This window comes from Algibacter sp. L3A6, assembly GCF_009796825.1.
GTDB lineage: Bacteria > Bacteroidota > Bacteroidia > Flavobacteriales > Flavobacteriaceae > Algibacter.
The window spans coordinates 732676-757628 of sequence record NZ_CP047030.1; the positions used below are offsets into that span (position 1 = coordinate 732676).

The window sequence follows — 24953 nt, forward strand, 5'->3', positions numbered from 1 at the left end:
TTATTTTTTTCTTAAAGAAATATCATTAGAGTCTAAACCAAATAAAGAACTCCATAACAAAAGAATAACAATGCCAAAATACATAAGATAACTAACAAAATGTGCGAATACAGCACCTTTTACACCATCGAATATACCTATAAAATAAACACTTGTAATATATAATATTACAACTAGAAAAAGTTCGGTTAAAATATAATGCCAAAACATTTTTTTCGCTAAAAATTGATAGGCTATTATAACAGCAAGAATTCTAACAAAATCTCCCAATAACTGCCATAAAAACAAATCTTCCACTAGCCTAAACTCATTGGTAAAAACAAGACTTATGATAGGCGATTTTAATGCATAAATTACTAAAAAACCGACAATCAAAATAGGAACTAATATTTTGTAGTAACTCGAAATCTCTTTTCGGAATTTTTTAACATTATTAATTTTAGATAATCGAGGTAAAATAGACATCCCGACTATAGAAGTGACAAACATTAAGTAATACCTAGACACTCTATTCATGGCTTCCCATAAACCGGCTTCTTTATAACCTAAATCTTCAATGATATAAGATCTTATGCAAATGGCTACAAGTGGCATAAGAACAGCTGAAAACAACGCCATAATCGATATAGGCCACATTTTTCTAAAAACATCAAAACTTATATTTTTTACTTGAACAAGGTGGGCCAAACTACGCCTATTGAAAATACCAACTAGTGTGATTAAAAATATTAAAGATTCTGATATTACTACAGATATTAACGCACCATCAATTTTACTCTGGTAAATTAAAACTAAGGCAATAGATACACTTAAAATCTGACCTATTATGTTTATTTGGCACATACCCTTGTATTTACCAAAACCACTCATGATAGAAAAGGAATACATGTTTATAGCATAAAAAGGCAATGCTATTGCAAATATTTGAATAATATATGCGTAATTATTGTACTTCGGAAATATAAAATCATTAATAGTCTCTGCGTTTAAGTAACATAGTATTGAGACCGTAACTGTGGTAATAAAACAAATATAAAACACAGTAGAAAGTGTTTTACTTAAAGATTTGGTATCTTCCTTAAATAGCGCAACATATTTTACAACCGTGTTATAAGAACCTAAAACGGAAATATTATGAAATGCACTTACAAAATTCTCTAAATTACCTATTAAAGCAAAACCTACAGGACCAATTACTAAAGCAATAGCTTTAGAGGTTAAAATACCTGCAAGAATTTTAACAAACACCAACACCGTTTTCAACGACATTAATTTAATTAAAACATGCTTTTTAATGTAATCTATTAATTTCTTCAATTAATATGAATTTTGTGGTGTTATATTTTGAAGTATTAACGCTTATTTACCCTAGATATTCTTGCAAAACATTTCAAATATACAAAATCATTTAATTTACCATAGTTAATTCGCTAAGCACTAATACAATATTATTTTTTAGCTTTTAGTAAGTAAAATAAATTAACACAAATTATAGCACCATTTGTAATAACAATGGGCTTTGACAAAGGAGATAACATAATGCCATAAAACACGAATAGTAAACACCCTGCGGAGTTTACTATTCGTAATTTATTTACAGATGACATTAAAAAGGATATTAAAACGGTAGCCATAGCGGCATACCCTACCCAATCTGTAATTGAAATTCCTAAGAATTCCATTTATGTTATATAGATTTGTTTCTCTTACGGTCTGCTTCACTTAACCAAATTTTACGTAAACGTAAGTGGTTTGGTGTTACTTCAACGTACTCATCTTTTTGTATGTATTCTAAAGCTTCTTCTAAAGAGAATTTAATTGCTGGTACAATTTTCGCTTTATCATCTGCTCCAGAAGAACGTACATTACTTTGCTTTTTAGCTTTAGTAATATTAATATTCATATCATCCTGACGAGAGTTTTCACCAATTACTTGGCCTTCATATATATTCTCACCTGGCTCTACGAAAAACTTACCACGATCTTGTAATTTATCAATAGAATAAGGAATTGCTGTTCCGTTTTCCATAGATACTAAAGACCCAGAAATACGTCCAGGAATAGCACCTTTTAATGGTTGGTATTCTTTAAAACGGTGTGCCATAATAGCCTCACCAGCAGTTGCTGTTAATAACTGGTTACGTAAACCAATAATACCACGAGAAGGAATTAAGAATTCGCAAACCATACGATCTCCTTTAGCTTCCATGCTTAACATTTCACCTTTACGTAAAGTTACAAACTCTACAGCTCTACCAGAAACAGTTTCTGGAAGGTCAATAGTTAACTCTTCAATTGGCTCACATTTAACACCATCGATTTCTCTAATGATTACTTGTGGTTGTCCAATTTGAAGCTCGTAACCTTCACGACGCATAGTTTCAATTAAAACCGATAAGTGTAATACACCACGGCCAAAAACCATAAATTTATCTGCACTACCAGTTTCACCTAGTTTAAGTGCTAAGTTTTTCTCTAATTCTTTTTCTAAACGATCTTTGATATGACGAGATGTTACATACTTTCCATCTTTTCCGAAGAAAGGAGAATCGTTAATAGTAAACAACATACTCATTGTAGGCTCATCGATAGCGATAGATTTTAATCCTTCAGGATTTTCTAAATCAGAAACAGTATCTCCAATTTCAAAACCTTCTACACCAACAAGAGCACAAATATCACCAGTTTGAACGCTCTCTACACGTTTACGTCCTAAACCTTCGAATATAAATACTTCTTTAATTTTACTTTTTGTAATAGTACCATCTCTTTTTACTAAAGCGATTTGTTGTCCTTCTACAATGTTTCCTCTTTGTACTCTACCAATCGCGATACGACCTGTAAAAGAAGAGAAATCTAAAGATGTAATTAACATTTGAGTTGTTCCCTCTGGAAATACAGGAGTAGGAACATGCTCAACAATCATATCTAACAATGGTTCAATATTATCTGTTTCATTTCTCCAGTCATCACTCATCCAGTTGTTCTTAGCCGATCCGTAAACGGTTGGGAAATCCAACTGCCACTCTTCTGCACCAAGTTCAAACATTAAGTCAAATACTTTTTCATGTACTTCTTCTGGAGTACAGTTTTCTTTATCAACTTTATTTACAACCACACATGGTTTTAAACCTAAATCAATTGCTTTTTGTAATACAAAACGCGTTTGAGGCATTGGGCCTTCAAAAGCATCAACTAATAAAACAACACCATCTGCCATGTTTAAAACACGTTCCACTTCACCTCCGAAATCGGCGTGACCTGGTGTATCAATAATATTAATTTTTGTATCTTTATATACAACAGAAACGTTTTTAGAAGTAATGGTAATACCACGTTCTCTTTCTAAATCGTTATTATCTAGAATTAAATCTCCAGTGTTTTCATTTTCACGAAACAATTGGCAGTGGTACATAATCTTGTCCACTAAAGTTGTTTTCCCGTGATCTACGTGCGCAATAATTGCGACATTTTTAATATTAGCCATAATGTGTGCCTTATTTTAAGCCTGCAAAGGTACATGATATTTTCTTATATAGTTAAAAATTTGTTATAATTAAAATCAAATATAATTTTAAACGTCTGTTTTCGTTATTTTTATAAGAAATATTCTCTCAAAATAAACATCAAAAACAAATTGCTATGCACATAATTAATAGAATCACTAAAAGCATCCCTTACCTATATTTTATTGCCATTGCCGCGTATTGGTTCACTACAATTAACCGTACCGAAGGCTTAACGGCATACCCTATTTTACTCTTCGGAATTCCATTTTTATGGCAAATAATAAAGCCTAATAAAAAATTAAATTTCGCTCTAGGCATCACATTCGTATGTTTATCATCATATTTAATTATTGCATACTTGTCTAAAATTATCAATTTCAGTCATTTAGCCTTCAATTCAAATAGTGTAATGCTTACTGCCGGTTTATTTGTGGTTACAAACTTTATTATGGCCATGTGGATAATAAAAAACAGCCTTAGAAGTCGTTTTTAATTTGATTATCTTTGTCGCCTAAATTTAAGTCGATGATACTTCAAGATATTCCAAAAATAAAACACGCTAATTCAAACAATTTCTTTCTTCTTTGTGGCCCTTGCGCTATAGAAGGCGAAGATATGGCTATGCGTATTGCCGAAAAAGTAATTACCATTACTAATAAATTAGAAATTCCTTACATATTTAAAGGTAGTTTTAAAAAAGCAAACCGTAGTAGAATTGATAGCTTTACCGGTATTGGAGACGAAAAAGCGCTAGAAATTTTAGCAAAAGTATCAGAAACTTTCGATGTACCAACAGTAACCGATATTCATGAAATTTCCGATGCCGCACTAGCCGCTCAATATGTAGATGTGCTACAAATTCCTGCTTTTTTAGTACGCCAAACAGATTTAGTTGTGGCAGCTGCAAAAACAGGTAAAGTAGTTAACCTTAAAAAAGGTCAATTTATGAGTCCGGAGGCCATGAAACACGCCGTTCAAAAAGTAAAAGATGCTGGTAGCGATAAAGCATGGATTACAGATCGCGGTACTATGTTTGGCTACCAAGACATGATTGTAGATTTTCGCGGTATTCCAACCATGCGTCAATTTGCACCAACCGTTTTAGATGTGACACATTCTCTACAACAACCCAATCAATCTGCAGGCGTTACAGGCGGTCGACCAGATATGATAGAAACCATTGCACGCGCAGGTATTGTAAACAATGTCGATGGTTTATTCATTGAAACGCATTTCGATCCAGCAAATGCTAAAAGTGATGGTGCCAATATGCTTCACCTAGATAACCTAGAAAACCTACTAAGCAACCTCGTTAAAATTAGAAAAACAATACAAGCCCTGTAAAACGAGTTAAACCTAGTAATAATGAAATCAAACCTACACCTAATCATACTTTTTTTAAGTATTATTAATTTCAGCGCTTTTGCCCAAGACACCAACGCTGTAAAATACACCGCATCAAGCAAAGGAAAATTCTTTGTAAGTTGGGGTGGCAATAGAGACTCGTTTAGCAAATCAGATATTCATTTTGAAGGAGATAATTATAATTTCACCATAAAAGATGCCACAGCCCGCGATAAACCTAAAGGTTGGCACTTAGATTATATAAACCCAACTAGAATGACGATACCACAAACCAATTTCAAAATGGGGTATTTCATTTCAGATAAGTATTCCATTTCTCTTGGTTTAGACCACATGAAATACGTTATGGAAAACGAAAAAACCCGAACTTTAAGTGGTTATATCGATTTACCAACAACGGAAGAAGGGTCAAAATTTAACGGTATATATAACAACGAGGCTACCTTTTTACCAGAAGATTTTCTAGGCTTCGAGCACACCGATGGATTAAATTACATCTACACAGAAATTGCTAGACACGACGATATTTCGGCATTATTTAACCTACCAAATACCGATAAATTTCAAATAAATTTAACCGAAGGTATAGGCGGTGGTTTTTTGTTGCCAAAAACAAACAGCACACTGTTAATAAAAGAAAGAAACGACGAGTTTCACCTAGCAGGCTATGGTGTTTCGGCACGAGCAGGTATTAATTTCACTTTTTTTAAGCACTTTTTTATGCAACTCGACCTAAAAGGCGGTTACATAAACATGCCAAATATCCGCACCACGCCAGACCCAGCCGATCGCGCATCGCAACATTTCACTTACTTGCAACGCATTGTTTCTTTCGGAGGGATTTTTAGAATTTAAAATATTTGGGCGGGTTTTTAAGAAAAATAAAAACCGCGCTATCCGCTATATCTTTTTGTAAAGTTGTAGCAATACATTAAAAGTATTTACATGCCATAAATCATAGTTAAAACTGAGGTTTATGGCATTTTTATTTTACAAAAAGGATGCCGCTACTATCGCTCCCGCACTTACCAGTTAAATATAATACAAACAGAATGAGCTAGCCTATTTGCAAATTAAAGACTTCCCCAAAAGCATCAATTAATAAACCAAGCGCGTTTACTTTCGCTTAATAACTTCGAGGCTGCGTGCAGTAATTCAACAAAAACATCATAATCCAAATCTTCCAAAGTTTTTAACTGAATAGAGCGCACTTGCTTTCGTTTGTTATCATTCTTTAAAATAGGAAATTCTTTTTCGAGCAAAACACCTTGCACAAAAGCTACATCAACATAATCGGTTCCTTTTAAAATATTCAGATAAATCATAGGCTTCTTATGGCAATTATAAAACGGAATTTTATAACTATACCGCTCTTCTACCTCAGGTAACGTATTCAAAATCACACCTCTAACAAATAACATAATCGCTTGATAAGGTTCTTTCTGACTTAAAAAATAATTATCTATCGGATTCACAGTAAGAAGTTTATTTTCAAATTTAATAAAAATAAGTAGTCGAAAATTCAGAAATATTTATTTACTTTGCAATTCAAAGTACTTTTACATGGAGCCAAAAGATTATTTAAAAGACATATCAGACATTAAAAATTTAATGAATAAGTCTTCCCGATTTATTTCCTTAAGTGGTTTATCTGGAATTTTAGCAGGAACATATGCCCTTATTGGTGCAGCGGCAGCCTATTGGCTTGTTAACCAATATAGTTATGGCACATTAATTCTAGATGGCAAAATTTTTAGAATGGTTATGCTTATTTTAGCGCTAGTTGCTGGTTTTAGTGCGTTAACAGGCTATATACTTTCAGCAAAAAAAGCAAAAAAAACAGGAGCAAAAATGTGGGATGCCACATCAAAACGATTAGTCATTAATTTTTTAATTCCGTTAATTGCAGGCGGTTTATACATCCTAATTATTTTAAGCAATGGCAAATACGGACAAACCGGAGGCTTAATGCTTATTTTTTATGGCTTAGCACTAGTAAACGCATCAAAATATAGTATTGGTGATATTCGCTACTTAGGTTATATAGAAATAGTTTTAGGTTTAATTGCCACGCTACTACCTGGTTATGGATTTTGGCTTTGGGTTTTAGGCTTTGGAGTAATGCACATAATATACGGTAGTATTATGCACTTTAAATACGATACAAAATGAATAAAGCAATCATAATTGCAATAGTGACGTCGGTTATTATTTACGGCCTCGGATTGGCATACTTATATTATTCTAATGAAAGTTACGAGCAAGAGTTTGCACTTTACGACGTCAATAAAAATGGTGTTATAGATAAAGAAGAACTCACTTTAGAATCTCAAAATATTACAGCTCAAGGCGCGAAGCGTAAAACTATAAAAGAAGGTGCTATTGTTTTAATTCCTTTTTCATTATTTATAGGTGCTTTTGCATTTGCAGTAACGTTTCTTTTTGGTAAAATCAAAACCATTAATGACAACGAAATAATAAAATCAAAAAGCAAACAGGCTTAGATCTATGAGCATAATAACCAATATAAATAAAGCATTCGATCATAGAATTAGGCTAGGCATTATGTCTATTTTAATGGTGAACGAATTTGCCGATTTTAATATGCTAAAAGAACTTTTAGGCGCCACCGATGGCAACATTGCTAGCCATGCCAAAGCTTTAGAAAAAGTGGAATATATAAAGGTTGAAAAACAATTTATAGGCCGCAAACCGAACACCCGCTACTCCACCACCGATTTAGGTCGTGCCGAGTTTAAAAAACACATTAATGCACTCGAAAAATTAATTAATAAAAGCTAGACTTTAGTCTCACGAAAACAACAAAATCTTTTTTTTAATATTTTACTTTGAAATTCAAAGTACTTTAAATTATTATTATTATTATGGAAAATACAAACAAACCACAGCAGAACAAATTCGGAAATTGGGTAAAAACATCAATCACAGCAAGAATGCTTATGGTAGGTTTTTTAGTTATAATTTTGCTCATACCTCTATCTTTTATTAACTCCTTAATTACCGAACGTGCCTTTAGGCAAAGTGATGTAGTAAACGAGATTAACGAAAAGTGGGGAGAAAACGTGCTTGTTTACGGTCCTATTTTAAAAATCCCATATAAAACATATACAGAAACAAAAACGTATAACGAAAAAACAAAAACCTTTTTCACTGAAGTAGAAACGCATATAAAAAACGCATACATTTTCCCTGAATCTTTAAATGCAGATGTAAATGTAGATTCTAAAACTTTAAACCGTGGTAATTTTGAATCGGCTGTATTTACAACAACCATGGATTTTTCAGGACATTATATCCCGACTGATTTAACTTCCAAAGGCATTAAAAATGAAGATATAATTTGGGATAAGGCCACCGTGATTTTAAAAACCTCTAACCTAAAAGGTATCAAAAGTGAAATGCTTTTAAAACTAAATCAAAACACCTACTCTTTTCAAACAAACTTCAATGAAAACTCAACACAAAACAGTGACTACTTAGATGTGCTAGAATCTGGTTTTATAAACCCAACAGATTTATCGAGTAAAAACAATGCACCGTTTAGTTTATCTATGGCCTTTAATGGTAGCAAGCAAATAGAACTTATTCCTATCGGCAAAACCACTACCATGACCATGGCTTCTAACTGGGCAGATCCAAGTTTTATTGGCAACTATCTACCTAACGATGAAACTAAAACCATAACAAAAGATAGCTTTAATGCCGATTGGAAAGTACTTCATATCAACCGTGCTTTCTCTCAACAACATTTAAATAAAATACCAAACCTTAACAAATTTGCATTCGGGACTAAATTTATGGTCATGGTAGATGAGTATCAAAAAAGTGAACGATCTGCCAAATATGGTTTCCTAGTCATAGGTCTTACTTTTTTAATATTCTTTTTAATACAAACCTTGAGTAAAATTAATATTCATCCATTTCAGTACTTAATGATCGGGTTGGCTCTCATTATGTTTTACACTTTACTAGTATCTATATCTGAGCATAGTAATTTTCTAAAAGCTTATTTAATAGCTGGAAGTTCCGTTATTGTGTTAATCACCTTGTACTCAAAATCTATACTTAAAACACTTAAGTTCCCTTTATTTATTGGCTTATCCCTTTCTGCTTTATACGCCTTTATTTATGTTATTATTCAATTAGAAAACTACGCGCTTCTTGTTGGTAGTGTTGGTCTATTTTTAATACTTACTATCGTGATGTACGTATCTAGAAAGATAGATTGGAATAACGGATAATTTAATTAGGCGCTATTTCTCAAATAAAAGGAGTAGCGCTTTTTCTATTTCAATTATTAATACAAAACGAAAATTATGTACAGCATTTCTAACATAGGAAGAGCAGTTGCTATTCTTAGTGTTATTATTGGCACTACGCTCTTTTCTTTTTTTCTTTATTTCGGAGAAACTTTTATACCAATAGGCGTTGGTTTAGGATTCATTGGAGTGGCTATTACAGTAAATGCGATACTTCTTGTTTCCAACCTTATAGCGAGTCTGATTTACGAAACCGATAGATATAATAACTTAAAAACTTGCGGTATTATTTTAATGAATATACCAATAGCTATTTTATACTTCTACATTATTATTTCCTTAAACGACATTAGATTATAACAAAATGACATACAAACTCAACAAAACCTACTTAGCCTTAGCGTTTCTCTTTTTATTAACCGAAATACTAATTGCCGCTTACCTCAAAACAGGTTTTATACGCTACACGGTCGGAGATTTTCTATCGGTAATTTTACTTTACTGTTTTTTTAAAAGCTTCTTAAAAATAAATCATTTTAAACTAGGAGCCGGAGTATTAATTTTTGCTTTTTTAATAGAATTTGCTCAATACTTCAATCTATTAAAATTATTAAACCTAGAAGACCACAAACTACTAACCATCATATTAGGCAGTACGTTTCAAGTGGGCGATTTAGTGGCTTACACCTTTGGTATTATTACCGTCTTAATAATAGAACAATTTAACTCTAAACTTCATGAATTACATTAACAACCTTATATCTTATCGCTATAAATCTCTAGCGCTATTAAGCGTTTCAATATGCTCTACGCTAATTTTACTTATGATTAGAATGAAACTCGCGCACTCCTACAATTATCTTTTTTTAGTTTGGAATCTATTCTTAGCAGCCATTCCATATGCTATTACAATTTATTTAGTAAGTATTCCCAAGCTTAACAAAATAACACTGCTTTTAGCATTTGGTATATGGTTGCTTTTTCTTCCGAATGCACCTTATATACTAACCGATATGTGGCATTTGAGATATAATGAACCACATATATTTTGGTTAGATATTTTATTAATTTCTGCTTTTGCTTTTAATGGTATGATGCTTTTCTATTTTTCGGTTACCGACATGAAAACCGTTTTATTAAAAATCTTAAATAAAAGAAAGACGAGTTTCATAGTGACATTTGTATTTTTTATATCCGCATTTGGCGTGTATTTAGGTCGCTTTCTACGCTATAACTCTTGGGAGATTTTAACCAACCCAAAAGTTTTATTTATTGACATAATAAACATGATTGTACAACCATTAGGAAACAAGGAAGTTTGGCTTTTTACTTTATTATTTGGTGCTTTTTTCTCTTTAGGATACTGGATATTTACCAATATAAATATGGAATCTAAAAATAAGGATTAAGAATAAAAACTTTATTCTGCTCTATTTTTAGCCTGAAGTTTTCTAACAATAGATGTAGCAGCATTACGCGTAATAAACCTTGGAATAACAGCTAAAACCTTATTAAAACGACCAGGTATAGCATAACTTTTCCCTTTTAGCATGGCTTTGTAACCGTAAAGCGCGACCTCTTTGGCGCATGCCATATTGAATGTGATTTTATTATCGTTAGCATCTTCAGAAACGGTTTCTTGAAACGCCGTTTTTGTAGGTCCAGGACAAAGTGCAGTTACACTTACTCCGGTCCCTTTTAACTCGTTTGCAATAGCTTCGGAAAAAGATAGCATATAACTTTTTGAAGCGTAATAAATAGACATTAAAGGCCCTGGCTGAAAAGCTGCTAAAGAAGCCATATTTAAAATTTTACCCGAGCCACGTTTTACCATGCCTTCGAGCACCAACTTTGTTAAATGCGTAGTAGTAATAACGTGTACATTTAACATAGCCGATTCGCGTTCCCAATTGGTTTCGGCAAAAGTGCCAAACAAACCAAAACCAGCGTTATTTATTAACACATCTATAGGTGCATCTCCAATATCGTTAATAATATCTTGAGAGATGTTGGGTAAACTTAAATCTTTAATTAATGTTATAACCTCTACATTAAATTGGGTTTCTACTTCGATTTGCACATCGGCTAATTTAGCTGAATCAATATCGACTAGTATCAACTTATACGCGTCTTTTGCTAATAATAAAGTTAACTCATAACCCAATCCTGAGGCTGCTCCTGTTACTAATGCTGTTTTAATAATGTAGGTATTTTGTAATTATTGCAAACTTATTAGTTTCCGTCAACATATCCCTGCAAATAGGCGAAATTTTCGGTTAGCTTGCCATTTTCGGTCATTTTTGCTCGTTGTAAAACACCATCGGCATCGTTATTAAAAAAAGCAGGAATTACAGCTTTTAAAAACATCTCGCCAAAACCTTCACTTGCATCTTGAGGAAGTTCGCATGGTAAATTATCTACCGCCATAACCACAATGGCTTTGCTGTCTTTATAATCGATTTCCGATTCTGTTTCAGGATTGTAACCATAAACAGGATCTGCAATGGTTGATGCGCGCAGCGTTGTAGCTACTGGCCCATCGACATCACAACTTACATCGGCAACAACTTTAATATTAAAATCTGAAGATTTCACATCGCTGCGTGTGTATAAATATGGTGCTCCATCGCCGTAAAAATGACCTGCAATATAATAATCGGTTACTTTTGCGAAACGCATAAAATCCGACTCATAATCTTGTGGATTATCGAAAAAATCTTGATTATCGATGACCTGTCCGTCTTTACGTTTATTATAATCTAGCACGTCTATTTTACAATATACGGGCTCGTTAAAGGTGTTTTTTAAATAATCGGTTACCGATACACTTTTTATACTCATAGCATCGAGCATTTCTTGCGCGCCATTTGCTACTTTACCACTACCGGTTAGCAATATTTTTATGTTTGGTAATGTTAAGTTATTCAGCTCATTTATTAAGGCTTGTTGGTTTGGTAATGGCCCGGCTTTTGGTAATTGCCAAGTGTTATATTTTAATCCCCAAGCTCTAAAACCATTGTAAGCGCCAACGATACCTGCGTAACGCCCAAAACCTATTAATCGGAATCCTTTTTCGCTCACTATAGTTTCGTGATCGTAAAGTTCTATTTTTTTATCTAAAACGGCTTTTAACAGCTTACGGTTATAGGGTTGTTTTTTTATGGTATGTGAAAAGAAAAAATACTTTTTATTCGGAATTAATGCTTCGATAGGTACTTCTTTTACTCCAAGCATAACATCGCAATCTGACACGTTTTCGCTAACTTCAAACCCTGCATTTTTATAGTCTTTATCTGGAAACACACGTATATCGGAACTTTCTACTTTAAAATTGGCCTGCGGAAATTGTTTTTGGGCTTCGGCTAATTTTGATGGAGAGAATACCACGCGGCGATCGGGTGGGTTTTTACGTTCTTTTATAATGGCAAATTTCATGGCTTATTGTTTAGGTGTAATTTCGGGAATTTATTGAAATTTTTGTATCATTCTCTTAAATATTTTTGATGTGACAGATTTACGTCTCATTGATATTGGTATAATTTTTGATTTATGTTAACGGATTACCACCTAGTTTAAAAGTTTTAATTAACTTTGCAAACTGTGCGTTAGGGATTGAGGCATTGTTGAAGCTCTTTTTTGTTTTTCTCAAAAAAAGCGACTGCTGAAAGCTCGACCCTTGTGGTAACGCCAAAATATATTTTACTACTTTATTTAATCTGGGGTCGACTGGTTTTGACAGCGAGATTAACGAAACGGTAAGCACGTCGTGTAATGGCATTGAAACACGTAAAAGGCTAGACCAACTTTTAAACGGCGAGAATAACTACGCTTTAGCTGCATAATTCGAATTATAGTAGAATTTGCCTAGGTACACAAGGTGTACAAGCTTTATGTCTCCGGAAAGCCTTGATTGACGGCGTTCCATTTTGAGATATCGTAAATGTCAATATAGTTTGAGCAGTGCTTTGATGCTTTTACGAAACTAAAGAAGATAAGTTATGAGTGGGTTGTCTTTAACCAGCTTATAATCGAAAACCCAAGAAAAGAATAAACGTGTAGAAGGCCCTTTGGTTACTTGTTTGGACGAGAGTTCGATTCTCTCCGACTCCACTCTTAAAAACCTAAATCATTAAAAATTAATGATTTAGGTTTTTTATTTTAATAAAAACGCACAATTTCTGTACGGTAAAAAAATTACAATTTAATCCATTTGCCATATACTGATAAAACCTGTTTTGAAAGCTTTATCATCTCCTTGGAACTTGGCTTTTTCTAGAAAATTGTTTAAAGTTTTAATTCTTTCTAAACCTGATGGATGCGTAAACGTACCATTACCTAATAAATTTTGTAGGTATGAAAAATTTAAAAACAGCGTATCAAACCACTTAGGCTCGTTTCTTTTTATGAGATATACAGCTACTAAATCTGCTAGATACTCTGCTTTTTTGTAATCGTTTGTTTGAATTCCTTTTGGAACACTTCCTTCTAAACCAAAAATTTTGGCCTGAGGAATGGTTACAATATGGGCAACCTCATGAGATAAAGCAAATATTTGAACATCTACTTTTGGCATATTCACTAAACCTTGACTAATTTCTACATAACCAAAAGCAGCTCCTGCGTTGATACCTAAATCATTTTCGTCAATTACAAACTCGGTTGGAATATCGACACCTGTATAGGTTTTAAACAAAGGTAAAACTGCATCGTTATATGTTTTAATAATTTGCTCTTCTTTGGTTAATACAATATCATCATCTTTATGATCGCCTTCTTCGTTTGAAGAATTAGTATTACAGGCAAGCATTAAAAAGAGAGAAAGTAATAGAAAGTATGTCTTCATTTTAGAATAATGGATATAAAAATAAACACCCTTAAAATTAAGGGTGTTTATGTCAATAAAAAAAGAGGGGTAATTTGCTATTAATTACTGTAATAGGTAAATGTTTTTTCAACAGTTGCGAAACCATCAAAATAAGTGTAAGATGCTTTTGTTGGGTAATCGTCAGCATTGTATTCGTAAGTCACCACATCATCAGCTAAAGTACCTGATACTGGGTTATTAGTGTTTACTGAAGCAATACCTACATTAATTGCAGCATAAGCCGCTGGGTAAAGCCCTTTGAAAGGGTTGTTTTTTGTATCGTAAGCAGCCGTATAATCGTCTCCAAATCTATTTTCTACTGTTACGTTACCATCTACAATTGTAAATAATACTTCTGTTAGTGCATCTTCAGATGTATGATCTGTGCGTTTCTCTGAACTTAAATCACCATTTGCATTATAGCTATACGTGTATGTATAAACTAACTCATCGTTATATTTATATTCACTCTTTACAATTTGGCCATCTTCGTAAGTATAAACTGTACTTTCATCTTCTGCCGTTTTTTCGATAACTTGGTTTTTATCATTGTAAACCAATGTGTAAACTGTAGTTGAAATATCGCCCCAATCGTCTTGTACTTTTGTATATTCACTTACAAAATTAGCTTCATTATACGTGTACGTTGTTGTTGAGTTTTCTCCGTATAAATCTGCAAGCACATAAGTTTCTAGCTTAGACCCGCTACCAACTTCACCACGAATACTTACTGTTACCGTGTAATCTTTAGTTGTTATTCCATCTTCTGCTGTTACTGTAAAAGTTTTAGCTTCACCATCTACAAAAGTAACTTCTTCTCCAGAAACTGGTGAAACTGTAGCATTTTCTGAAACAGAAATTGTTGGAACTACAGCAGTTAAACCTGTACCGAATGGTACAGTAACGTCAATATTTGTTCCTAAATCGTAGTTAATATCTTCTGCGTTTACTCCTTCAATAGTTATTGAGAAATCGGTAATAGTTGCTAAAGATGATAATGCAGGTGAATCGTCACTGCTTGAACATGATACGGTAGATATAGCTACAGCTATAAATACACTAAGGATAGAAAAAATTTTCTTCATAATTTAAAATATTTAATAGGGATTGATTTTATCTTTTAATTTCAATTATAGCTCATAAGATAACAACAAGCTATAACGGTTTGTTATTTATAAATTAGGGTTATTAATAATAGCATCGTTCGGGAAAGGGATAACATATCTATCATCGTTTTGTTCTAAAACATAAGTTATACCATCAAATTCTTTTGTTAATTCTGGTTGAGTTGTTCGTCGTAAATCATTCCATCTTTGTCCTTCAATAGCAAATTCTCTTCGACGTTCTTGTTGTATTTCTTCTTTTAAATCGACAAGACTTAAAGCATTCACATATGTTTTGTAAATATCCCAACCTGAAGCTGTATATCTGTTTTCGGTAAACGCAATTAATGTTTCTTTAGCTAAATCAATATTATTCAACTCTGCTAAACACTCCGCAATAGTGAGGTACAATTCCGCTGTTCTGTACGATACTTTAAACTTAGTTTCCGCGCTTTTTTTAGAGCTAAAGCTACCATCTGTGTTTTTATTGAAGTATAAAGAAAAACGCAAATCGTCCGTTTGATTATACGCCGTAATTAAACTATTAGAAATAGTGGTATTATTAACCATATCAAAAGATGCTATGGTTTCTAAAGCCAAAATAGATTCTACAGCATTATATTCTGAAGGCATAATAGATACATTAGAATTCAAATTTTGAAGTTCTGCATTAATAGCCAAAGCTTCATTTGCTAAATCAATAGCATTTTGCCATTCATGTTGATATAAATAAACTCGAGATTTAAATGCTTTTACCGCTACTGTAGAAAATCTATAATTATATCCTAAATCTTGTTTCTCAATATTTAACAGCGCTTCTGCCTTATCTAGATCGTCTAAAATTAAGGTATAAACCTCTTCAACTGTTTTTACAGGGTAATCTTTTTCGGCATCATATTCTGTAGTAATTGGCACACCTGCATCTGTAATTGCTGTTGCTTTACTGTAAGTTTTACCATACAAGTTAACCAACTCGAAATACTGCATCGCTCTTAAAGCATAAGCTTCACCTACCAATTGCTCTATGTCCGACGGGATGCCTTCCATAGTGCTTTCACTATTTATAACATGATTGGTATAGAATATGGTATTATACAAACTTGCATAAGGGAAAACTCGTGTTAACGGACTAGGATTTACATCGTTCCATATAAATACATCTTCGTACTGCTCTACACCTAATGCGCTGGTGTTTAAAGCCAACTCATCTGTTCTAAAAGTTGTTAAAACCTTGTAATCTTTTGCTATATCGTAAGCCGAAGTTAAAAAGCTTCTATACTCTTCTGCCGATTTAGGTATTACCTGCCCAACGGGCTCAATATCTAAATAATCATCACAGCTGATAAAACCTAAAGCTATGAAGGTGATATATATTATTTTTTTCATAAATGCTTTTTTAAAATGAAAGATTAAATCCAACAGATACTATTTTAGGAATAGGCTGCGCATATAAACTTCCATAAGTTTCAGGATCAAAAAAACCATTGTAATCTGTTCCTAAAACAAATAGATTACGTCCTTCTATATTAAAATTAAAACTTGATAAGCTAAATTTTTCTAGTTTACTTTTTGGGATAGCATAACTCAGCTTAATGCTGCTCACACGGATATAAGAGATATCTTTCACCCAAATATCTAAATCGTTATACGTTTTTCCGTCATCGGAAGAATTAAACCAAGTATAAACCAAATCGGTATCAAAACCAGGTGAAGTAAGCCCAATTAATGCAGGATAACTACCTGTGCCGGCTTTTAAAATATCTGTGTTGTAATTATTTCCGGGTTGTGCCAAAGCGGGGTTATAACTGGATGTCGTTTTAACCGTTTGCTTGATATTAAAATTGGTTAAAACTCTTAAATCAAATTGTTTATATTTAAAACTATTTCTAAACCCTCCACTAAACTTAGGCGTGCCATCACCTACATAAGTGTATAAATCTCGATGTTCTTCTCTTGTTAATTGACTACCATCTGTGCCTTCTTCTAGATTATAAAAATCTACTGCTGAAACTTTTACACCATCTTTCCAAAATAAAGGCAAGCCATTATTATCCAATCCTGCTGTTTTAATAGCGAAAATGGCATTTACACTATAGCCTTTTAAAGATGGTTTAAAATCTTCTTCTCTATTCTCGATAGCATCTACTATACTTTTATTATGCGAAATATTAAGTCCACTTGTCCATTTAAAATTAGGGGTATCGATATTAGTAGTACTTATCGACAATTCAAATCCTTTATTGCTAACTGTAGCCCAATTGGTATTAATAAAATTATAACCACTCTCTAAAGGCACAGATCTTAACCCTATTAAGTCTGTACTTTTTCTAGCATAATAATCTCCAGAGATATAAATTTTATTATTTAACAATCCTAAATCCAAACCAATATTAGACGATACCGTTTTCTCCCATCTTAAATTACCATTAGGCGCACTTAATGCTCTAATAATTTCTTCGCTTACTCCAGGTAAAACCGATGTTGTATAATACTCACCAATAACAAAAGGTGAAGTCGATTTATCAATATTTCCTTGTACACCGTATGATGCTCTTATTTTCAAATCGCTTATAGCATCAACATCATACATAAAATCTTCTTTAAACACATTCCAAGATCCCGCAAAAGACCAAATAGGAAGATATCTATACTTAGGATTTACTCCAAACAGGTTAGACCCATCATACCTTAAACTTCCAAAAACGGTATATTTTTTATCATAGGTATAAGACGCCGTTCCAAAAAACGAAGCATATGCGTTTTCATTATACGTTTTACCGTATGCATCAAACAAAGAGTTCGTTAAAGCAAGTTCGTTTGTAATAGCTGTGGTGGTTAATGTATTAGAATTAAAACCAAATCCTTTGGTGTGAATTTCGGTTCTTTTATTTCTACGAAATTCTGTTCCCAACATCACATCCAGTTCGTGAATAGTATTAAACGATGTATTGTAATTGGCTGTAGTTTTCCAGTTATACTGAAATCCATCTGCATTCCAGTTTTGAATAATACCGCCTTTAGGCATATAGTATAATGTTTCTCCAGCAGATGTATATTGAGACCTTTGCTCATACTTACGTGTATAGTAACTTTCTTCATCACTATATTTCTCGGTCTTATCGAAATCTAATTGTAAGCCTAGTTGTGTATTAAAATGAATCTCCTTATTCAATTTATACCCAATGTCAAAAATGGCTTTTAAAGAACTTGCAACTAACTCGTAATTGGTATTTTCTCGCTCTTCTAAAACATTATAATCTAGATTTAAATCCGATCGCTCTACCAAATCGGGATCGTAAACATAATTGCCATCGGCATCTTTTAATAATAAATACGGATTAGCATTTCTTGAATAAAAAGAGGGGTTTGTATAAGCATCAGCACCTGTAATATAAGACGATGTTGTGTTTTGGCTCCCAAATAAAGCAACACCTACTTTAAGTTTATCGTTAACATTAAAATTATCTTTTAAAGTAATATTATAACGCTTTTGTCCTGTTCCTTTTGTAGCTCCTTTTTCATCAAATATACCTGTTGAAAAATAATAGTTATTATTTTCATTTCCTCCAGAGATACTCACAACATACTGCTGGTTTACAGCCATTTGATAAATCTCGTCTCCCCAATTTGTATTAGTATTTTTTAGATTGTTAATCTCGTTTTGAGCATCCAAAGAAATACTAGCAAAACCATTATCTTTAAAATTATTATACTCACCATAGTTATTTAAAATTCGAGCAACCCCTCCTCTATCTTGCTGATACTTTAAATCGGATCGACTCGCCAAAAACAATTCAAAATCTACTTTTTCAGAAGAATTCATTAAATTCAACTTACTGAAATCTGGCTTTTGCGTTACAAACACATTCGCATTAACATTAATACGCATAGCTCCTTTTTTACCATTTTTACTGGTAATTACAATAACACCATTTGCTGCTCTAGCTCCGTAAATTGACGTTGCAGAAGCATCTTTTAAAACCGTAATACTTTCAATATCTTCAGGGTTTAAACCTGCTATTGGGTAAGACTGTAAATTATCTATATTATCCTTATCTCTAAAATCTTGAGGAATATCATTCCCTTCTAAAGGAATACCATCTAATACCCATAATGGATCTGAAGATCCATTTAAAGTTGCTGTTCCTCGAATAGAAATTTTTGAAGGCGCACCAGGTGCCCCACTAGTAGGCTGCACTACCACACCAGAAAGTTGACCAACTAACATTTGATCTACACTAGAAACTCCTGCTTGGTTAATATCCGTCATTTCTACTTTAGCATAAGCAGAAGTTATTTTTCGTTTTTCAATTTTTTGGTAGCCTGTAAGTACTATTTCTTGTAGATTCTCTGGACTTTCTTTTAAAACTACAGACAACTTTTTAGTTACAGACGAGATATCTATTTTTTCCGTTTCATACCCCATGTAAGACACTAAAATAAATTTAGCATCTGCGCCCACTCTTAGAGAAAACGCCCCATCAAAATCGGTAGTAGTCCCTAACATAGAACCTTGAATAACGCCTTCTGTGTTTGTTTCGTTACCAATAATTGCCGAAGACACATATACAGATGCTCCAACTATTGGCATTTGCAACGCAGCATCTATTACCGTTCCTTCGATTACTTTACCTTGCTGAGCAATTAGTAAACTTGGAATAAAAATTAATAGGTATATTAATTTTTTCATGATTTAGTTTTTCAAATTATATTCAATCCTTGCTATTAAGTCTCTGTAATGTGCCTTGGTAGCTCGGTCTCCTCTATTTTCTTTTTTCTTTAAAAGCTTCAACACTTTTTCTAGCGCAGCTCTTTTACTAGTACCTATATCTGCAACTCTTGGCAAATATGAAAAATGTATATTCTTAAAATTATTATCTTCTTCGGAAATTGTTTTTTCTTTTGTTTTTTCTAATAATTTATTTCGATCTACCGTTAAAACATCGATGTAGTTTTTTTGAGTAATACGATCGAACATATCTAAAGATTTACCCTTTTGCGTATTTGCAAAAATGGCATCGAACAACCTATCGAAAACATACTGTTCCGTAAAAGGCTCACTATCTTTATCGACTAATACTTCATTTTCGGTAATACGCATTAACCTATCCGTTTTTATTAAAGCATAAATGGCATTGGTTTGGTGAATACGCAACATAGATACTGGCGAATAATAGCGTTCGCCATCTGGAGCATCTCTAACGGCAAAAACTTTATTAATAATCTCTGGCGTAAACAACCATTTCTGGGGTAAAACGGCATTATCAATAATATATTTTAAAGCTTCCTTTTGCATTTTTGCAGGTACGGGCTCAAAGGTGTTTTTGCCATCGCCATAAACGGTATTATTAACATAAACGCCACCAATATTTGCCATAACATGACCATTATAGGTGCCCCATTGATCTATAACTGCTTTGTATAGTTTTGATGCTTTATAATAATCTTTACCTTCTTCTTCCGTCCAATCTAAAATATTAGGCAGTATTCTCTTTAAGTTTTTAAGTCCGTACTCACTAGCTTTAACGGCATTATCTCCCAAATCTTCACTTTGCGATCGTGGATCTACCACCTCAGCTTGTTGTGCGCCATAAAAATATAACGGATCGTTTTCATGTTTACGAATCCATTGATTTAATAAGGGTATTTCTTGATGTGCTGTTGTGTTTTCAATCCATCTATATCCCCAATCGATAGCATATTTATCATACACCCCAATTTTAGGTGTAATATCAGTAACGTTATCTTCTGGTTGCGCTACATAATTAAAACGCGCATAATCCATAATTGAAGGTGCTGTACCGCCCATTTTAGAGGTAAACGTTTTAGAACGTAACGAATCTACAGGGTAGCTAAAAGATGCGCCCATATTATGCTTTAAACCAAACGTATGACCAACCTCGTGCGATGACACAAAACGAATAGCCTCGCCCATATGCTCATTAGAAAATGTATTCGCTCTTGCTTTAGGATCTATTGGCCCTGTTTGTACACGAATCCAGGAATGCAAACCTTTCATTAGGTTATGCCACCAAATAATATCCGACTCTAATATTTCACCACTTCGTGGATCGACTACAGAAGGCCCCATAGCGTTTTGCTTCTCGGAGGCAGCGTATGTAATTACCGAATATCTCACATCGTCGGCATCAAAATTTTTATCTTCTTCCGAAGGAAACTTCACTTTTATTACATTTTTAAAACCAGCGGCTTCAAAAGCAACATTCCAATCGTAAACCCCTTGTTCTATATAAGGTCTCCATTGTTTTGGAGTTGCAGGATCTAAATAATAAACAATCTGTTTTTTGGGTTGCACCAATTCACCTTGCTTATATTTTTCTATATCTTCTTTTTTAGGTTCTAATCGCCATCTCGTAATCATACCTCTAGTTTCCACTTCTTGCTGCGCATCAGAAAAATAATCCATTGGCTTTGTAAAATATCCGATCCGTTTGTCTGAAAAACGAGGTTTCATTACATCCGTTGGTAATAAAACAATATTTGTGGTTACACCAATAGTTAAAGGTAAAGTTGGACTTCCACCTTCACTAACCGAAGTTGTTAATAGCGATTTTACAACAACGTTTTCTGGAAAAGATTTAATAGATTCTAAAATAGATAAGTTTGCCTTTACACTTCCTCCTAAACCAATATTAGTAAGCAAATCGCTAAAGCTCTTTTCTTTACCGTTAAATATTTTATTTACTTTTATAAATACAGAAGTAGAGTCGGTATTTTTTGTTTCAATTTTAAATTCTTCTATAATAGATTCTCCAAAATTATCTTTCACAGATAAGGTAATAGCATCGTTTTTTGGAGATTGCACTCTTGGGTTTACAGTTTTAACCCAAACCTTATTAAGCACGGTATCTCTATAAAAACGAACCAACTTGGTTTCAAAAGTCATCCCTTTATTTAAGCCATGCCCATTTAAAGCATAAGGCACGCTAGACACTTTATTTACAATTAGTAAATCTCGAGAAAGCAACGAGTCTGGTACTTCAAAATAATAATCTTCTTTAATAGAATATACATTAAACAAGCCTTTTTTAACATGGCCGTCTTTTAAAAACTTCTTGTAGGTTAGTTTTTTATCATCCGTAGAATCTATAGAATCGCTTTCTACTTGGTTTTCTTTGTCGTTTTTTTCTTTTTTGTCTTGAGCATAACCAGAAAAACTGGAAGCTAACAAAACAAAAAGTATTAAAACTTTACCCAATAACTCACCTTTAAAAGAAGAGAACCTCATAATTGATTTTATTAAGAAACCAAATTTGCACGAAATTAACAGGTTAACAAAACAGAATGGAGTGAACTCATTAAACAAGGGAGTGAAATACTATTTTGAACTGATATACGGTAATACACACACAAATTCGCCATTAATAACCTCAGTTTTAAAGGTCGAAATTTGATAGTATTGATACGTATTTCCTAAATAATTAAGCCCAATGTGGTGACTATCTTTAGCTTTATGCTTTCTTGGTGTAAAGTTGTTTTTAACGGTAATAAAATCGCTATTAATAATAACATCTATGATTAAGGGTTTTTGTTTCGTTATTTCGTTATGCTTTATCGCATTTTCCACCAAGGTTTCTAAAGATAAAAATGGAATTTTCCGAAGTAAAACTTTATCATCACAATTATTTATAATAGATACTTTTAAACTTTTATTAAATCTAATTTCTTGTAAAAACACATATTGCTCTAAAAATGTAAGTTCGTTTTTTAAGGAAATTAAATTCCCATCCCTTTCATCTAAAAGATACCTATACACATCGGCAAGTTTTAAAACAAATTGCTGAGAGAGCTCGGGATTTAAATCTATTAAAACATGTAAAGAATTTAAACTGTTGAATAAAAAATGTGGATTTATCTTTTTCTTTAATTGATTTAATTGCAGCACCGCATTTTCTTTTTGATACTTTTCGTTAACGTTTATTAGATGCTCTTTCTCTTCTAAAACTTTTAAATTTTCTAGATACTCCTTTTTCATTTGCAACCTAGAAGCTAACAAAAGCAGCATAAAGGTAGAAAATGCCAAAAAACTAATCCATGAAAAATACCGTTGTATATTTTTTGTAGTTTCTTTTAAGTGAATATCTATCGGAAAACTCACAATTACAATTAAAGGTGTATCGCCCGTTTTTATGGTATCGTAATAACGTAATACCTCTAATCCCAAAAACTCAGAAGTTGCTTTATCTTTTAGCGAGTTTACATTTTCTGGTACATAATAACCATTAATTTTTAAGGAACTTTTTAAAATGGTCTCAATGGAAATAGTATCGAAATACATATCTATTTTTTTGCCAATATATTTAGTATCGGGGTGCAAAATACAAACACCATCTTTATTGGTCACTACAGTGTAACCACCATCGCCTTTATAGGTTTCAGAGAAATATGTCCAAAACGCAATTAAATCCACATCGTAACCAAAATAGATTACCGTATCATCTGGCAACTTTTTGGCATAAATTTTTCGGTTTATTACCTTTTCATTTTTAGAGATAATAGTATCTATTAAAACAACCTGATTTACAAACCGAACATCTTTTAAAACAGCCTGTATCTCTTGAGCATACCCAGCATCCTTGTTATTAGAAAAATATGTTTCATCTACATTGTTTTCTAGAGCTAAAGAGACAAAACTGTTATGTATGCTATGGTGTTCTATCACCAAATCTCCAGTGAAAAGTAACTTCTCTCTCAGAAATTCAAAAGTATTATTTTCTGAATTTTGAATAATTTTTTGCGACTTTTTTAATCCGCTATTTAACTGATTAAATTCGAAGGCAACAATATTTTCTTTTGATTTTAAATTACCCTGAATAATATCTTGAATTAAATCTTCGGTAACCGAGGTTATTTTTGGAGTTATTAACGAACTACCTATAAAAAAAACAGCAATAAGTAAAATACTTATGTAGAGATACTGTTGATGTTTTTTTAAACGTGTCCAGAATTTGGATGACTGCATATTATTTATTTAACCACGCTTTAAAAGCATTAACATTTTTAGAACTAATAAAAATAAAATCTTTAATATTTGGAGAGGGCTCTAGTTCTATTTTTAATCTATTCTGACTGTATTTTACAATCGTTTTTATGGCGTTATGCCTAACTATAAATTTTCTGTTTATTTTAAAAAAATCTTTTTTTGATAATTTTAATTCTAGATTCAATATGGTATCATCATACAAATAACTTTCGCCTGTAGTTGTATATAAAAAAAGCGATTTATTTTCGGCCATAAAATAAGCAATCTCTTTATGAGTAATAGACAACAACTTGTCGCCTCTATAAACTAAAAAACGTTCCTGCTGGGTTTTACTATCTGTTGCCCCTTTTAAATGCGCCAATAAATGCTCTATTTGTCCATAATCTGCAGTTGGCGCTGCTGTGTAATCTACATACTTTCCAAGTGCCTTATCCAGTTTATGTTTGTCGTAAGGCTTTAACAAATAATCTATGGCAAAAAACTGAAAAGACTGTATAGCATACTTATCAAATGCTGTTGTAAAAATAATAGGTGTCGTAATTTTTAAGGTTTCGAAAATCTCAAAACTTTCACCATCACCTAAATGAATATCACTTAAAATTAAATCGCAACTATTGTTCTTAAACCACTCTATAGATTGCGCTACACTTTCTAAGCGTTTTTTAATAGTAAGTTTATGTTCACTTTTTAACAACAACTTCTCTAAAGATTCTGCTGCTAAATCTTCATCTTCAATAATAACAACCTCCATTATAATTGGTTTTATTCTATCATTTTTAAAACGCAAAAACACGTGCTACATGATAATGTTATAAACAGCTATCAACA

At 32.8% G+C, this 24953-nt stretch carries 23 protein-coding genes and 1 other RNA gene; 11 read left to right on the forward strand and 13 right to left on the reverse strand.

Annotated features, from left to right (window positions below):
• From GQR98_RS03045 to typA, 3 genes are all read right to left on the reverse strand, one after another.
• Positions 1 to 1317 (reverse strand): O-antigen translocase, encoded by a 1317-nt coding sequence (locus GQR98_RS03045; RefSeq protein ID WP_159018222.1) that lies wholly within the window; start codon positions 1315 to 1317, stop codon positions 1 to 3.
• 131 nt (positions 1318 to 1448) lie between these two features.
• Positions 1449 to 1682 (reverse strand): uroporphyrinogen decarboxylase, encoded by a 234-nt coding sequence (locus GQR98_RS03050; RefSeq protein ID WP_159018223.1) that lies wholly within the window; start codon positions 1680 to 1682, stop codon positions 1449 to 1451.
• A 5-nt stretch (positions 1683 to 1687) separates the two neighbouring features.
• Complete coding sequence (gene typA, locus GQR98_RS03055) at positions 1688 to 3487, reverse strand: translational GTPase TypA (RefSeq protein WP_159018224.1); 1800 nt, start codon at positions 3485 to 3487, stop codon at positions 1688 to 1690.
• Positions 3488 to 3642: 155 nt separating this feature from the next.
• Between typA and GQR98_RS03060 the strand changes: the two genes are divergently transcribed.
• The 3 genes from GQR98_RS03060 to GQR98_RS03070 are packed head-to-tail and all read left to right on the forward strand — an operon-like array spanning position 3643 to position 5729.
• Positions 3643 to 4002: a hypothetical protein gene (locus GQR98_RS03060; RefSeq protein ID WP_159018225.1), complete on the forward strand. Its 360-nt coding sequence runs from the start codon at positions 3643 to 3645 to the stop codon at positions 4000 to 4002.
• 32 nt (positions 4003 to 4034) lie between these two features.
• Positions 4035 to 4853 carry a 3-deoxy-8-phosphooctulonate synthase gene (gene kdsA, locus GQR98_RS03065; protein WP_159018226.1) on the forward strand — a complete coding sequence of 273 codons (819 nt, stop codon included), beginning with the start codon at positions 4035 to 4037 and terminating at the stop codon, positions 4851 to 4853.
• Between the two features lie 21 nt (positions 4854 to 4874).
• A complete protein-coding gene (locus tag GQR98_RS03070; RefSeq protein WP_159018227.1) occupies positions 4875 to 5729 on the forward strand; it encodes a hypothetical protein in 855 nt (284 codons plus the stop codon).
• Between the two features lie 239 nt (positions 5730 to 5968).
• On the opposite strand, the gene GQR98_RS03075 is transcribed toward GQR98_RS03070, so the two are convergent.
• Positions 5969 to 6349, reverse strand: coding sequence for a DUF1801 domain-containing protein (locus tag GQR98_RS03075; protein ID WP_159018228.1), 381 nt, complete (start codon positions 6347 to 6349; stop codon positions 5969 to 5971).
• 88 nt (positions 6350 to 6437) lie between these two features.
• Between GQR98_RS03075 and GQR98_RS03080 the strand changes: the two genes are divergently transcribed.
• The 7 genes from GQR98_RS03080 (at position 6438) to GQR98_RS03110 (ending at position 10563) form a co-directional block, all read left to right on the forward strand.
• Positions 6438 to 7046, forward strand: a complete 609-nt coding sequence (locus GQR98_RS03080; protein ID WP_159018229.1) for a hypothetical protein — start codon at positions 6438 to 6440, stop codon at positions 7044 to 7046.
• Positions 7043 to 7378 carry a hypothetical protein gene (locus GQR98_RS03085; protein WP_159018230.1) on the forward strand — a complete coding sequence of 112 codons (336 nt, stop codon included), beginning with the start codon at positions 7043 to 7045 and terminating at the stop codon, positions 7376 to 7378. The genes GQR98_RS03080 and GQR98_RS03085 overlap by 4 nt, the downstream gene beginning before the upstream one ends.
• 4 nt (positions 7379 to 7382) lie before the next feature.
• The gene (locus GQR98_RS03090; RefSeq protein ID WP_042499358.1) at positions 7383 to 7676 is read left to right on the forward strand and encodes a winged helix-turn-helix domain-containing protein; all 294 of its coding nucleotides are present in this window, start codon (positions 7383 to 7385) and stop codon (positions 7674 to 7676) included.
• 83 nt (positions 7677 to 7759) lie between these two features.
• On the forward strand, positions 7760 to 9136 hold the full coding sequence (creD, locus tag GQR98_RS03095) for a cell envelope integrity protein CreD (protein ID WP_159018231.1): 1377 nt from the start codon (positions 7760 to 7762) through the stop codon (positions 9134 to 9136).
• A 75-nt stretch (positions 9137 to 9211) separates the two neighbouring features.
• Positions 9212 to 9514 carry a hypothetical protein gene (locus GQR98_RS03100; RefSeq protein WP_159018232.1) on the forward strand — a complete coding sequence of 101 codons (303 nt, stop codon included), beginning with the start codon at positions 9212 to 9214 and terminating at the stop codon, positions 9512 to 9514.
• A 4-nt stretch (positions 9515 to 9518) separates the two neighbouring features.
• Positions 9519 to 9905, forward strand: a complete 387-nt coding sequence (locus GQR98_RS03105) for a DUF2809 domain-containing protein (RefSeq protein WP_159018233.1) — start codon at positions 9519 to 9521, stop codon at positions 9903 to 9905.
• The gene (locus tag GQR98_RS03110) at positions 9892 to 10563 is read left to right on the forward strand and encodes a DUF1361 domain-containing protein (RefSeq protein WP_159018234.1); all 672 of its coding nucleotides are present in this window, start codon (positions 9892 to 9894) and stop codon (positions 10561 to 10563) included. Before GQR98_RS03105 ends, GQR98_RS03110 begins: the two co-directional genes overlap by 14 nt.
• A gap of 11 nt (positions 10564 to 10574) precedes the next feature.
• Here the strand turns inward: GQR98_RS03110 and GQR98_RS03115 are convergent, their stop codons facing one another.
• Both GQR98_RS03115 and GQR98_RS03120 read right to left on the reverse strand, forming a co-directional pair.
• Entirely contained in the window at positions 10575 to 11357 is a 783-nt protein-coding gene (locus tag GQR98_RS03115) for an SDR family NAD(P)-dependent oxidoreductase (RefSeq protein ID WP_159021069.1), read from the reverse strand.
• Positions 11358 to 11386: 29 nt separating this feature from the next.
• Positions 11387 to 12589 carry an NAD(P)-dependent oxidoreductase gene (locus GQR98_RS03120; protein ID WP_159018235.1) on the reverse strand — a complete coding sequence of 401 codons (1203 nt, stop codon included), beginning with the start codon at positions 12587 to 12589 and terminating at the stop codon, positions 11387 to 11389.
• A 283-nt stretch (positions 12590 to 12872) separates the two neighbouring features.
• On the opposite strand from GQR98_RS03120, the gene ssrA reads away from it, so the two are divergent.
• Positions 12873 to 13267: a transfer-messenger RNA gene (ssrA, locus tag GQR98_RS03125) on the forward strand.
• Positions 13268 to 13355: 88 nt separating this feature from the next.
• On the opposite strand, the gene GQR98_RS03130 is transcribed toward ssrA, so the two are convergent.
• The 7 genes from GQR98_RS03130 to GQR98_RS03160 form a co-directional block, all read right to left on the reverse strand.
• A complete protein-coding gene (locus tag GQR98_RS03130) occupies positions 13356 to 13997 on the reverse strand; it encodes a hypothetical protein (RefSeq protein ID WP_159018236.1) in 642 nt (213 codons plus the stop codon).
• 80 nt (positions 13998 to 14077) lie between these two features.
• A complete protein-coding gene (locus tag GQR98_RS03135; protein WP_159018237.1) occupies positions 14078 to 15103 on the reverse strand; it encodes a hypothetical protein in 1026 nt (341 codons plus the stop codon).
• 87 nt (positions 15104 to 15190) lie between these two features.
• Positions 15191 to 16507, reverse strand: coding sequence for a RagB/SusD family nutrient uptake outer membrane protein (locus GQR98_RS03140; RefSeq protein WP_159018238.1), 1317 nt, complete (start codon positions 16505 to 16507; stop codon positions 15191 to 15193).
• A gap of 10 nt (positions 16508 to 16517) precedes the next feature.
• Positions 16518 to 19811: a SusC/RagA family TonB-linked outer membrane protein gene (locus tag GQR98_RS03145; protein WP_159018239.1), complete on the reverse strand. Its 3294-nt coding sequence runs from the start codon at positions 19809 to 19811 to the stop codon at positions 16518 to 16520.
• A 3-nt stretch (positions 19812 to 19814) separates the two neighbouring features.
• Positions 19815 to 22370: a zinc-dependent metalloprotease gene (locus GQR98_RS03150; protein ID WP_159018240.1), complete on the reverse strand. Its 2556-nt coding sequence runs from the start codon at positions 22368 to 22370 to the stop codon at positions 19815 to 19817.
• Between the two features lie 90 nt (positions 22371 to 22460).
• On the reverse strand, positions 22461 to 24104 hold the full coding sequence (locus tag GQR98_RS03155) for a sensor histidine kinase (protein ID WP_159018241.1): 1644 nt from the start codon (positions 24102 to 24104) through the stop codon (positions 22461 to 22463).
• A gap of 1 nt (position 24105) precedes the next feature.
• Entirely contained in the window at positions 24106 to 24876 is a 771-nt protein-coding gene (locus tag GQR98_RS03160; protein ID WP_159018242.1) for a LytR/AlgR family response regulator transcription factor, read from the reverse strand.
• Positions 24877 to 24953: the final 77 nt, after the last annotated feature.